The organism is Agrobacterium tumefaciens, from assembly GCF_017726655.1.
GTDB classification, from domain to species: domain Bacteria; phylum Pseudomonadota; class Alphaproteobacteria; order Rhizobiales; family Rhizobiaceae; genus Agrobacterium; species Agrobacterium tumefaciens_B.
In genome coordinates, this window is the sequence record NZ_CP072308.1 from 1655600 (window position 1) to 1667742 (window position 12143).

At 58.8% G+C, this 12143-nt stretch carries 15 protein-coding genes; 7 read left to right on the forward strand and 8 right to left on the reverse strand.

What is annotated here, in order from left to right:
• Positions 1-40: 40 nt before the first annotated feature.
• The gene (locus AT6N2_RS08255) at positions 41-544 is read left to right on the forward strand and encodes an RrF2 family transcriptional regulator (RefSeq protein WP_209085523.1); all 504 of its coding nucleotides are present in this window, start codon (positions 41-43) and stop codon (positions 542-544) included.
• A 107-nt stretch (positions 545-651) separates the two neighbouring features.
• Positions 652-1113 (forward strand): carboxymuconolactone decarboxylase family protein, encoded by a 462-nt coding sequence (locus tag AT6N2_RS08260; protein ID WP_209085525.1) that lies wholly within the window; start codon positions 652-654, stop codon positions 1111-1113.
• 25 nt (positions 1114-1138) lie between these two features.
• On the opposite strand, the gene AT6N2_RS08265 is transcribed toward AT6N2_RS08260, so the two are convergent.
• From AT6N2_RS08265 to AT6N2_RS08275, 3 genes are all read right to left on the reverse strand, one after another.
• Positions 1139-1780, reverse strand: coding sequence for a YitT family protein (locus tag AT6N2_RS08265; protein ID WP_209085527.1), 642 nt, complete (start codon positions 1778-1780; stop codon positions 1139-1141).
• A 70-nt stretch (positions 1781-1850) separates the two neighbouring features.
• Positions 1851-2462, reverse strand: a complete 612-nt coding sequence (locus AT6N2_RS08270; RefSeq protein ID WP_209089644.1) for a YitT family protein — start codon at positions 2460-2462, stop codon at positions 1851-1853.
• 134 nt (positions 2463-2596) lie between these two features.
• Positions 2597-3538 (reverse strand): class I SAM-dependent DNA methyltransferase, encoded by a 942-nt coding sequence (locus AT6N2_RS08275; RefSeq protein ID WP_209085529.1) that lies wholly within the window; start codon positions 3536-3538, stop codon positions 2597-2599.
• A 168-nt stretch (positions 3539-3706) separates the two neighbouring features.
• On the opposite strand from AT6N2_RS08275, the gene AT6N2_RS08280 reads away from it, so the two are divergent.
• Together AT6N2_RS08280 and AT6N2_RS08285 are read left to right on the forward strand one after the other, a co-directional pair.
• A complete protein-coding gene (locus AT6N2_RS08280; protein WP_004439806.1) occupies positions 3707-3973 on the forward strand; it encodes a DUF6460 domain-containing protein in 267 nt (88 codons plus the stop codon).
• A gap of 1 nt (position 3974) precedes the next feature.
• Positions 3975-4472, forward strand: coding sequence for a CAP domain-containing protein (locus tag AT6N2_RS08285; protein WP_209085531.1), 498 nt, complete (start codon positions 3975-3977; stop codon positions 4470-4472).
• Between the two features lie 22 nt (positions 4473-4494).
• On the opposite strand, the gene AT6N2_RS08290 is transcribed toward AT6N2_RS08285, so the two are convergent.
• Both AT6N2_RS08290 and AT6N2_RS08295 read right to left on the reverse strand, forming a co-directional pair.
• On the reverse strand, positions 4495-5586 hold the full coding sequence (locus AT6N2_RS08290) for a quinone-dependent dihydroorotate dehydrogenase (RefSeq protein WP_209085533.1): 1092 nt from the start codon (positions 5584-5586) through the stop codon (positions 4495-4497).
• The gene (locus AT6N2_RS08295; RefSeq protein WP_063949647.1) at positions 5586-5939 is read right to left on the reverse strand and encodes a DUF952 domain-containing protein; all 354 of its coding nucleotides are present in this window, start codon (positions 5937-5939) and stop codon (positions 5586-5588) included. Before AT6N2_RS08295 ends, AT6N2_RS08290 begins: the two co-directional genes overlap by 1 nt.
• 255 nt (positions 5940-6194) lie before the next feature.
• On the opposite strand from AT6N2_RS08295, the gene AT6N2_RS08300 reads away from it, so the two are divergent.
• Entirely contained in the window at positions 6195-6845 is a 651-nt protein-coding gene (locus AT6N2_RS08300) for a response regulator transcription factor (RefSeq protein ID WP_209085535.1), read from the forward strand.
• A 111-nt stretch (positions 6846-6956) separates the two neighbouring features.
• A complete protein-coding gene (locus AT6N2_RS08305) occupies positions 6957-7607 on the forward strand; it encodes a S24 family peptidase (protein ID WP_063949821.1) in 651 nt (216 codons plus the stop codon).
• 67 nt (positions 7608-7674) lie between these two features.
• Here the strand turns inward: AT6N2_RS08305 and AT6N2_RS08310 are convergent, their stop codons facing one another.
• Both AT6N2_RS08310 and uppY read right to left on the reverse strand, forming a co-directional pair.
• The gene (locus AT6N2_RS08310) at positions 7675-8427 is read right to left on the reverse strand and encodes a polysaccharide deacetylase family protein (protein WP_209085538.1); all 753 of its coding nucleotides are present in this window, start codon (positions 8425-8427) and stop codon (positions 7675-7677) included.
• Between the two features lie 23 nt (positions 8428-8450).
• A complete protein-coding gene (uppY, locus tag AT6N2_RS08315; RefSeq protein ID WP_209085541.1) occupies positions 8451-9746 on the reverse strand; it encodes a Wzy-type polysaccharide biosynthesis protein UppY in 1296 nt (431 codons plus the stop codon).
• A gap of 263 nt (positions 9747-10009) precedes the next feature.
• Between uppY and uppX the strand changes: the two genes are divergently transcribed.
• Positions 10010-11314: a Wzx-type polysaccharide biosynthesis protein UppX gene (gene uppX / locus AT6N2_RS08320; RefSeq protein WP_209085544.1), complete on the forward strand. Its 1305-nt coding sequence runs from the start codon at positions 10010-10012 to the stop codon at positions 11312-11314.
• Positions 11315-11347: 33 nt separating this feature from the next.
• Here uppX and AT6N2_RS08325 read toward each other — a convergent pair whose 3' ends face one another.
• A complete protein-coding gene (locus AT6N2_RS08325) occupies positions 11348-12109 on the reverse strand; it encodes a transporter substrate-binding domain-containing protein (RefSeq protein ID WP_209089645.1) in 762 nt (253 codons plus the stop codon).
• Positions 12110-12143: the final 34 nt, after the last annotated feature.

Consider the following 12143-nt stretch of genomic DNA (forward strand, 5'->3'; position numbering starts at 1 on the left):
AATAATATCCACGATACATACAACAGGATGTGAGAAACCAATGAAACTCGGCGACGGCGTTGAACAGGCCATTCACAGTGTGGGCATGCTGGCTGGCCTTTCCGAAGGCGGCGTATTGTCCGCTGCAGCGCTGGCGGAATTCCATGGCGTTTCCACGAGCTATCTTCTGAAGCACCTGCAATCGCTGTCCAGCGCGGGCATTGTTGCGACGGTGCCGGGGCCGAAGGGCGGATATCGTCTGGCCCGACCGACCGACAAGATCACCCTGCTTGATATCGTTCTCGCTGTCGAAGGACCGCAGCCAGCGTTTCGTTGCGCGGAGATCCGCCAGCGCGGGCCGAACCCGCTGCCCGGCCGTTATTTCACCAAACCCTGTGGCATCAACGCCGCGATGTTAAAAGCCGAAAAGGTCTACCGGGCGGAACTCGCCAAAACCACCATTGCCGACATTCTGGGCGATCTTGCTGCCAATGACGACGGCGGGATTGCCGCGCGCGGCTGCGCCTTTCTCGACATGAATGAGCGCAAGACGACGACGCGCTGACCCGAACAACAGACTCGAAATAATCACCAATCACGTTGCCGGACAGCTTTGCCGCTTTCCGGACCGATGACACCTGCCTTCAACCCACACAACCAATGGAGAGACACATGAAAACCCGCGTCAACTATGCAAAGGCATCCCCCGAAGCGTTCAAGGCCATGATGGCTTTTGAGAATTACGTTCAGACCAGCGGTCTCGACCGCCGCTTTATTCACCTCATCAAGCTACGTGCCTCGATCATTAATGGCTGCGCCTTCTGCGTGGACATGCATGTGAAGGAAAGCCGCCATGACGGGCTGTCCGAACAGTGGATCAACCTGATGAGCGTCTGGCGCGAATCTCCTGTTTACACCGAGCAGGAACGGGCGCTGCTCGGCTGGGTGGATGCGGTGACGAAGATTGCCGAAACCGGCGCCCCGGATGAGGCCTTCGAGACGCTGAAGGCACATTTTTCCGATGAGGACATCGTAAAGATCACCGTTGCGATTGGCGCGATCAACACCTGGAACCGCATTGCGGTCAGCTTCCGCTCGCAGCATCCGATCGACGCGGCGGCGAAGGCGGCCTGAGCCACCTTGGCCCATCGAACGACCGCTACATGGCGATGTAGCGGTCGTTTCTGTGATTGACGGCGAGCGTGAGGTTCATGACCAGCGCGCCGAGAATGGAGCAAAGGATAACGAAATTCGTCGCGACGAAGAAGGAGCAGGCGAGCACCATGCCGTCAAAGGCGAGTTGCACAAGGCCGGCGCGCCAGCCGAAACGATCCTGAAGATAGAGCGCCAGGATGCCGAAGCCGCCGAGGCTGGTGCGGTGTCTAAACAGCGCCAACATGCCGGCCGCCACCGTCAGCCCGCCGAACAGCGCCGCGGCAATCGGGTTGATGCTCTCGAAGGCAAAAAAGCCGGGCATATATTCGGAAAGCAGCGCGGTCATCGCGATGGCACAGAAGGTCTTGACCGTGAAGGCAAGGCCGAGACGGCGGAAGGCCAGATAATAAAACGGCAGATTGACGAGGAAGAAGACCGTGCCGAAGCTCAGGTCGGAAGCGTAATGCACGAGAAACGCCAGTCCGACCGTGCCGCCGGTCAACAGACCCGCCGCCGAGAACAGAGTGACGCCAAGCGAGACCAGCATGCTGCCCGCCAGAACACCCTGCACATCTTCCAGCAATGAATGACGCTCCGGCGCAGACGCCCACAGGTTCAAACGCTTGCGTGCGGTGATATCGCTCATTGCCATTTCCCCTTTTGCCGGATGCCCCAATGAGCTTTGCGCTCGCCGCGCAATTTTTTCAAGCGTCGCCTCAGCGCACCACGATGTATCTGTCAGAGCGGTGGTTGATGGCCAGAAACATGTTGAGAACCAAGGCGCCGACGATCGAATAAACCACGGTTGCGAAATCGATGACGAGGAAGGCGCAGAGCATGACCATGGCGTCAAAAGCAAGCTGGATCAGACCGGCGCGGATGCCAAAGCGGTCCTGAATATAGATGGCGAGAATGCCGATGCCGCCGAGGCTGGCGCGGTGGCGATAAAGCGCAAGAAGACCATAGCCCAAAAGCAGGCCACCGAGCAGCGCCGCCCAGATTGGGTTGATGCTGTCGATCACCATCCATCGCGCCTCCACTTCGGTCAGCACCGACACAAGGCCGATGGCGATGAAGGTCTTGAGCGAAAAGGCAAGACCGAGGCGGCGGAATGACAGGTAATAGAACGGCAGGTTGACGAGGAAGAATAGCAGTCCGAAGCTGATGCCGAAGGCGTAATGAATAAGAAAGGCGACGCCCGCGGTCCCGCCCGTCAGAAGCCCTACCTTGTTCAGGAGATAAAAGCCGAGCGCCGAAACGATGGCGCCGGTGACGATGCCCTGCACGTCTTCCACCGGCGCATGTTTGGCCGGATCGGAACTCCACATGCCGTAAACGCTTCTTGTCGTGCCCACGCTTTACCCTCGGTTTTCGCGGGTATTTTGCACTGCAATAAACGCAGGATCAAGATAGTTACGTAAGTAAGGCTGACCTATCGCGAAAAAGGCAACAAACGGAATGTTCAAGCTTTGGCGCGGGCAAGAAAGAGAATGCCGGAAAGGGGTTTTCCGGCATCCTTGCGAATGGTGGTTTTGCGGATTTCGATAGGGGAGAAGCTCGACCGCTCGAGGAGATCGACTACATAGCTCTTGGAGTGCGCGTAACGGAGGGATTCCCGCAACACGAAACCTTGCTCGTCCCCCGCATCCTCCACCGAGAAGGCAAAGAGGCCCGATGGTCTGAGCAGGGCGGAAACGAGCGGCATGACGCTTTCGAGGCTGCCAAGATACATCATCACATCGGCAGCCGCGACGAGATCGGCGCGATGCTCCCTCAGTAGAGGGGTAAAAAGCCCGGAAGTCTCCATCTCCAGTGAGAGATCGGCTTGGGCGAGATGATCGTAAAGGCCTTTCTCCTCGGCCTTTGCCAGCATGTTCTGAGAGATATCAAAGCCCTCGAGCCGCTTTGCCATGGAGCGAATTTCGATGCCGAGCAGGCCGGTGCCGCAGCCAATATCGACAACCGTATCGAAGACGCTGCCATCCGCCTCTTGAGCAATCAGCTCCGCCAGCTTTTGCGGCACGCTGTAATCCAGCTTCTCGACAAGCGAGGTCTCGAAACGGTCGGCGTAATCGTCGAACAGCCCTTCCACATAGCGGCTCGGCGGCTGTTCGGGAGTTTCGGCGGCGCCGAGAACCGCCAGCTTCAGTTCGGCTGCAAACAGCCCTTCTCCATCCATTTCGGCGACTTTCTCGTAAGCCGCCACCGCCTTTGTAGTCTCCCCCGCCTTTTCTAGATATTCTCCGAAGCGAAACCAGCCCGCCGTCCACCGTGGCGCAAGTTCCAGCGCCTGTTCCATAAGTTCGGCGGCGGCGGGATAATCACCGCCTTCCGCCAACATGCGGGCATAATCGGCCCGGCGGTCGGCAATGACGTCACCGGAAGAAAACTGGTTTGGGGCCATCAATGATTTCCTGAGAAGATGCCGGCTGTCATTTATCAAGCCATAAAAAAACTCAAGTCCTATTTCATGGCCCTGCGTGGAATCGACGGATACGGCGCGGTGTGCACCTCAAAAACTTGCATCGAAGCGGTTTGCGCCATATGTCAGGACAAAACAGGAGACTTGCGGATGGCCGGTGAGGTCAATAAATTGCTGGGGGACACGGTGGCCCGCACCGTGGTGAAGCTGCTCGTCGTTTCATTGCTCGTCGGCTTCCTGATGGCGATCTTCGGATTGACGCCCTGGAACATCATCTATGGCGCGCGCGATTTCGTGGTAGACCTCTGGCGCAGCGGTTTCCATGCGCTCGGTGCAATCGGCGACTATCTGATCCTTGGCGCAACGATCGTCATTCCGGTTTTCATCATCCTGCGACTTCTGAGCTATCGCCGCTAACATGACCGACGCATCCCTTCAGACACTTTCACGGCGCGGCTTTGTGCTGCTTTCCGCAGGCTCCGTTCTTTCCGCCTGTGTTTCCGTACCCACAAACAAAGGCTTGCCGGCGGGCACGCGCGACGAAACGGCGGCGGCGCTTCCGATGGTCAATGACCTGCGCCGTTCGAAAGGCCTTTCGCCTCTCGCCATCAACAGCGCGGCAAGCGCGGCTGCTGCCTACCAGGCCGGCCGCATGGTCAAAGCACAGAAGATGGCGCACCTGATCGGCCTTACCGACAGTTTCCTTATCCGCATGAAGGAAGGGAATGTGCCGCTTCCCGCCGCAGAAAACGTTGCTGCCGGTCAGGATAGCGTGGAACGGGTGGTGAAAGCCTGGATCGGCTCGAAACACCACCTCGAAAACATGCTCGGGCCCTATAATGGCCTTGGCGTTGCAGTCGCCTATGACGCCGCCAGCCGCAACCGGCCCTATTGGGCCATGGTGCTGTGCGCCTGACGTTTCGATAGAGACCTGCCGATCAGCCCAGTTTACGGTCTGCCCAGCGGTCCACCGCGCTGTCGCGCAGGTCGCGGATCGACGCCACACCGTCGCGTGAGACCAGGTCCGACAGGCCCTTGACGATCGTCGAGGGCAGGCCGGGACCTTCATAGACCATGCAGGAGTAGAGCTGCACCAGATCAGCCCCTGCCCTCACCTTCTCCAGTGCCGTTTCAGCAGATGACACGCCGCCGACGCCGATGATCGGCAGCGCGGCGCCCACACGGCGTCGCATCTTTGCCAGAACCGTCGTGGAGAGCTCGAACAGCGGCTTGCCGGAGAGGCCGCCAGCCTCGCCCTTGTGCGGACTGGCCCGCAGGCCATCGCGGGAGAGGGTGGTGTTGGAAACGATAAGTCCGTCGAGATCGTGGGCAAGCGCCTCTTCGGCAACGTCATCCAGCCCTTCTTCGGTCAGGTCAGGTGCAATCTTGAGAAAGACGGGGACGCGCTTGCCGGAACGCTCGGCTTCCGCGCTGCGGCGTTCCAATACGGCGGCAAGAAGTGCTGCGAGGCTTTCGCGGGCCTGAAGGTCGCGCAGACCGGGCGTGTTGGGGGAGGAAATATTGACAGTGAAATAGGATGCGACGGAATAAAACGTCTCGATGCCCTGGACGTAATCGGCAATACGGTCTTCGCTATCCTTGTTGGCGCCGATATTGACGCCGACGATGCCGCGCAGACGCGCCTGTTTCAGCCGCTCCAGCGCAGCGGCGTGACCCTCATTGTTGAAACCGAGTCGATTGATGACGCCTTCATCCTCAACCAAACGAAAGATGCGCGGTTTCGGATTTCCAGCTTGCGCTTTCGGCGTGACGGTGCCGATTTCGGTGAAGCCAAAACCGAGCTTGAGAAGCGGTCCGGGGACTTCCGCATTCTTGTCGTAACCCGCCGCCATGCCCAGCGGATTTGGGAAAACAAGGCCTGCCACGGTTTGCTGCAGGCGCGGATCGTGCGGCACCATGCAGGTGGGCAGGAAGCCGCTTTTCAGCGCCGCGATGGAGAGCCCATGCGCCTTTTCAGGATCGACAAGAAACAGGCCCTTGCGGCCAAGTGAGGAAAATAATCCGCCCATTACAAAATCTCCGGAAACTGGTGCTGGCCATCATGATCGAGAGAAAGCGGCGTTTCCCAGAGAACGGCGGTGAAGGGAAGCGAACCATAAAGATGCGGGAAGAGATCGCCGCCTCTCGATGGTTCATAGACCAGCTTGTCGCCAAGCACCGCGGCGTCAACCGCAACCAGAAGCAGGTCCACCTGACCGGTAAAATGCCGGGCTGCGGTTTCCGCCACCTGTTTTGCCGTCGAAAAATGAATGAAGCCGTCGCTTAGATCGATGGGTGCGCCTTCAAAGACGCCTTTGGCCCTGGCTTCGTGCCACAACGTCTCCGGCACGATTTTATAGATGATCGTGGGGGGTTCCTGCATCGGGCTCTCCAAGGCTTTCCAGCGCTGTCCTGTGCGGGCGGTTTGCCGCAAAGCGGGCCGGATGTCCACTGTTTCCACCGGATTTTTATCCGTAGCGCCGGGAAAGACGACCTGTCCATCAGCTTTTTCTTGTAATGCCCGATCGAATGGCGCAACCTTGCGGTTGAGGAGCCGGGGCGTGTTTAGACCGCCGGCAAACGGGAATGAGCCGATTACTGAAAAAGAACCGCATAACGCCCTTGGGAGGGGGCCAGAATGTCGGAACTTGTCTTTATCATCGCAGATGACCACCCGCTTTTTCGCGGCGCCCTGAAGCAGGCCGTTTCCGGCCTCGAGGGACATCAAACCATTATTGAGGCCGGGGATTTCGAGGCGGCACGGCGAGCGGCTGCGGCACATGGCGATGCCGATCTGCTGCTGCTCGATCTCGCCATGCCGGGGGTCAGCGGATTTTCAGGACTGATGGCGTTGCGGGCAGAATTTTCGAGCCTGCCAATCGTCATCGTCTCGGCCACGGACGACGCAGCGACTGTGCGCCGGTCGATCGAACTCGGTGCTTCCGGTTTCATTTCCAAGTCGTCAGGCATCGACGATATCAGGGACGGCATCCGCGCGGTCCTGGAAGGCGATGTCTGGATACCGGCCGGCCATCAAGGCGACAGAGAACATGACCCTGATGTTGCCGATCTCATCGGTCGGCTCCGAACACTGACACCACAGCAGAGCCGGGTTCTTGGCATGCTCGCTGAAGGGTTGCTCAACAAGCAGATCGCCTATGAGCTCCACGTATCGGAAGCCACCATCAAGGCGCATGTGTCCGCCATCCTGCTGAAGCTCAAGGTCGACAGTCGCACCCAGGCGGTGATCCAGCTCGCCAAGATAAACACCTCGGCAATGGTGGCGTAGCTCAAGGATTTTATTCCTTTCCAAGCTTTACTCCTGGCGGGATTTGGTCTAGATTCCTGCCAGTAAACGACAGGAGCTTTCCGCTATCGGCTCCACATGCGGGCTTTCATCATGCTTTCACACGAGACGATCTGGAGCGCCATAGATACGCTTGCCGAGCGTCACCAGCTGACGCCTTCGGCGCTGGCGAAGCGTGCCGGGCTTGATCCCACCTCGTTCAATAAATCAAAACGTTTCGGGCCGGATGGCCGCAAACGCTGGCCTTCAACGGAGTCTGTGTCCAAGGTGCTGGAGGCGACCGGCGCGAGCGTCGACCAATTTTTCGGTTATGCTTTCGGCAGGGCGCAGACGACGCAGCCTTCCCGCGCCGATAACGCCATTCCGCTGCTGGGTTTCGCGCAGGCGGGCTCCGGCGGTTTTTTCGATGATGGCGGTTTTCCGGCGGGTCAGGGATGGGATGTGGTGGAATTTCCTTCTTCTCCAGAGCGCAAGCAAGGCGTCTACGCGCTGGAGGTACAGGGCGAAAGCATGATGCCGCTCTACCGTGATGGCGACATTCTCATCGTGGAGCCGGGAGCCCAGGTGCGGCGTGGTGACCGCGTGGTGCTGAAAAGCCGCGATGGCGAGGTGATGGCCAAGGTACTGGCACGGCAAAGCCCCAAAAACATCGAGCTTCTGTCGCTCAATCCGGAACATCCCAACCGCAGCTTCGACATGGCCGACGTTGAGTGGATCGCCCGCATCATCTGGGCCAGCCAATAGGCTGGAATTGCAGGCAAGGGATTTTCGTTTCAGTCGCGCACACGGCCAATCCGCAGAAATTCACGGCTTACAGGCCGAGGGCCGTCGCGGCGGCGTCGACGGTCATGATCTTCGCGCCACCGGATAAAGCTCTGCGCACAAAGCCCTGAAACCTCTCTTCGGGACAACCGTAAAAGCTTGGAGTGCGCGAAACATCATGAGTGAAGATGATGAGCCAGCCGCCGTTTTGCAAAACATCCTCCAGCCACAGGTCGGCAGCGTCGAGGTAGTTCTGGTCCGACCGCAACTCGACCGCAGCAAGATTATGCGGGTCGACCTTGCCGCGATTTATGCCGGGCATGATGCCCCGTGTCGTCCTGAACTTGCGCCTCAACAGGGGCTGCATGACGGGTGACGCCATGCCGAACGGAACCGAGAAGTTTCGCGCATGGCGATTTCCGTTGAAGGAGCCAAGGACGCTGTCATTCCGATCGAGATCTGCCTTGAGGCCTTCCCGGGAAAAGCTTGAAAGCTTACGATGGGAAAATGTGTGGCAGGCAAGCTCATGACCGGCAGCCGCCAGTTGCGAACAGCCTTTGGCGGAAATCATCTGCTGCGCGCCATCATAAGCGTCAATAAAAACGCCGGCGATGTAAAACGTCCCGCAGACACCCTCGTTTTCGAGAATGCGGGCGCCCGCCGTCCAGGCGGTTTCCGGTACATCGTCAAAGGTGAAGGACACAATCGGTTGAGACGTTTCGATCCGCGCTGCCGGTCCTGGAAAATAGCGCACCAGCCGGTTGTTGACCCGGTCGGCGAAAGTTCCGATTTTCTGCGTCATCAAAGCCCCCCGGCCCGCCTGAATTACTGCCCTTGCTCGAGTATATCGTACGCCTGATGCCTCAAACAATAAATTGCGATAAGAAGAGAAGACCAGATAGGTCCTGTCCCGGTAAAGAAATTACTTTCAAGACATGAAGAAAGCAGTGCGTACACCCAAATTCGTGCAAAAAGTCGCGTCAGGCCGGGATCAGTCCCCTTGTCCACCGCAACACGGAAATCATTTGCGGGTATGACGACCAACCACACGACGGTCAGAATGAAGGCTGGCAGGCCGCCATTCAGCAGACTTTCAATATAGCCATTATGCGCGTGGAAGGCCGTGACCGCCCAGGTGCCGGCAATATCGGCCTGGGCCAGCAGCCGGTCGCTCGTCCAGAAAGCCTGAAATCCCTGACCGAAGATCGGCGACTGCGCGAAGGTATCGAAGGACAGCCGCCATATGTCCGTCCGACCGGTGAAGGTGGAGTCGATGCCGAGGCTTTCGACGAAATTCTGAATGCTTGGAAAATAGGTGGAGCCGACCGCGGATATATTGATGAAGGCAAGGAGCCCGCCGATCATCAGCAGGGTGCGATGGGCATGCCGTTCCATGACCCACACCAGTGCCACGGTGACAGGCAGCAGCATGGCCGCCGTCTTGCCATTGGTCTTCCAGAGAAAGAACCCTGCCAGCAGCGTGATGGCGATGCCGCCCAGCATCGACCAGGCGGTGCGCAGATAAAGCCCGATCATGAAGAGAATGATCATGGCCGGAGCGGCAGCGTTCTTGTGGTTGAATATGCCGCGCCAATCGCCCGCCAGCGCCTTTTCATCAAGATCATAGGGCTGATGGATCGAGCGCGAACTGAGGAAAATCACGCCTAGATAACAAAGCGCCAGGAGAATGATGGCGAAGATCGCCATCATCCGGTCAAACTGCCGCCGGTCCCGCGGCATGACGACAAGGACGCTGGTGATGAAGCAGAGCAGCGCCGTGAAGATGAGACGTTGCAGCGACGTGCCGGGCTGCGTTCCAAGCACGGAGCATATCGCCAGCCAGAAGAACAGCAGCAGGATGGGCAATCGCGGCCGCAGCAGGAGCCCGGTCAACCGATGGCGCAAGGCAAAGACACCCAGGATGACGGCAATGACGAGGCCGGTCAGCTGGTTTGCGGCGGCATGCGGCACCGGCGGCGCCGCGAGATTTTCAAAGGGCGCGACCGAAATCCAGATATAAAGCATGGTGACGACGAAAACGATCGCGTCACGCCGGCCGCCGGCAAGAGATAGGCCGCCGCCCTGCTCGGCGATAGGCTGCGTGTCAGCCAAACGCGGCATCGTCGCCTGCACCGGAAATGGATGATCGGATCATGGGGCCTGCCTTATGATGAACAACAAGCCCTTCTGAGACGGGCATGTCCGAGTAAATTCAATATTCATTATCATTCTTATACATTTGCTTTAACCCTCTCTTACCCCAAGAAGGATAAGACAGGGTAAAACTGCCAAAAGGCGGCATTGCGGACTTGCGTTGCTGGGCGATTTACGGCTTTCCACGGGTTTCAGAACAGCAACCTCGTCCCTGTCGAACATGTCCGGCGATGCCAGCAAATACGGAGAATGAGGTGCCTTTCAAAACGCCGCGGTTCGGCCATCTCGTCAGACTCGGATTGACCTATATGGCATCCGGCGGGGCGCTTCTCATGTCCAGCGCCGCCCAGCTTCTGACCTTCGCGCTGCTTGCCCGCCATCTCGGGGTCGAACAATTTGCGCTTTACGCTTCGATTACGGCGGTCACCAATCTTGGCGTGCAGATTTGCGGCATCGGCTCGCAGGAATCGCTGATCCGCCGCGTGGCGCAGGATCGCAGCATGTTTCCCGTCATGCTGGGCCACAGTTACCTTCTGAGCGCCGCCACCGGCCTCGTCCTGACGCTCGTCGGCATGGTGACGATCCCGGTATTTTTCCCGACGTCCGAAAACCTGCTCGACACGCTGATCACGACCTTCCTGATCCTGTTCACCAACCTTGTCCTGCTCAAGATCATCTCGCTGTCCACGCAGAGCTTCATTGCCCATTCCAATTTCGCCTCTGCCAACAAGCTGGAAGTGATGTTTGCCGTCGCCCGCACTATTGCCGCAGTCCTCGCCTGCCTCATCTTCAAGGTGGAAACCGTGGAAGCCTGGGCGCTGTGGAACCTCGCCGCACACACCATCGCAGCCGCGATTTCAGTGAAGGCGATAAGGAGGCTCGGTAGCCCGGTCTTTCGCATCGTGCGCGAGGAAATCCGCATCGGCGTCCTGTTCTCCACCCAGTTCCTGTTCAAGGCCGTGCGCGGCAACGCCGATATTCTCGTGCTGAGCGCGATCGCCAGCGCCGAGGTGCTAGGCAGCTATTCCATTGCCCGGCGCATTCTCGACAGTTCCTACCTCTCCGTGGAGGCCCTTAACCGGCTCATCTATCCGGGGTCGGCGTCTGCCGCCCTGCAGGGCATCAGCAAAACCATCGAGCGTGCCTATAATGTGCTGAAAGCAGCGCTTGTCATCGCATTCGGCAGTGCGCTTGCCATTTTCATCATTGCGCCCTTCCTGCCGCTGCTGTTCGGCGATGAATATGTTTCGCTGCCAGTCATCACCCGCATCCTCTGCTGGGTGGTTCTGCCGATGGCTGTTGCTGCGACAGCCCTTGAAGCACTCGGGGCCTCCGGCCGGCAGGACATTCGCGCCAAGATCTGGAACAGCGGCAATCTCATCGGCTCCGTCGTCGTGGCGCTCTTCACCTGGTCGTTCAGCATCTCGGGGACGATCGGCAGCTATTTTCTGGTCGAAAGCGCAATTGCCGCGGCAGTCTGGATCGCACTGCTGCGCCTGCGGCGCAACGATGTTGTTTTAGCGCCGGCCAAATGAGACCGCCGCCAATACCGATTGAGGTCTGCGTGCTCAATAAAGCCCGTAAGGGAAGTATCGCCGGTAGATTTCTTCCAGACGGCCATTGCGGGAAAGGGCCGCCAGCGCCTGATCGAAAGCCGGTACCAGCACATTGTCGGGATCGACAGTCATGATGGACAGACCCTCACCAAGAAACCTGTCCGACATATAGGGCCCGCCGAACAGTGCGCAGCAACCTTCCGACGCGCTGCCGGAAACCCAGAAGGGCAAACGCAGCCCATCGGCAAAGATAGCCTCGACCCTGCCTGCCTTTAGCGCCTCATACATGGGATCATATCCGTCGAAAGCTTCGACCCTGGCTTTCGGAATAAACGCTTTCAGCATCTGTTCGTGCCGTGAATTGCCGACGACGCCCACCTTCTTTCCGGCAAGCGCTTCCGCGCCGGCACCCGACAATTTGGCGGCCTTGTTCACGGCGAGGCGGGCAGGCATCAACAGGTAGGGCCGCGAGAAGGAGAAACTTTTGCGCAGGTCGGCAGTGGTGGCCAACCCGGAAATGACCGCCTCGCCCTCCCCCATTTCTAGCGCCGCCTCCAATTCGTCGAACGGCAAAGCCTGGACCTGGCATTTGCTTTCGATCTTCAGCTGGGCACAGATTTCCCGCACCAGGTCGACATGGAAACCCGCCAGCCGGCCTTCCTGATCGGTGAAATTGAACGGCGGGAAATCAACCGACATCAGAAACCGGATGCGGGGGACCGAAGACAGGTCGCCTCCCGGAAATCTCTCCTGCGCATCAAACAGCACCGGCATCCGATTTCCGTCCGACAGAGCCTGGGCGTGGCTG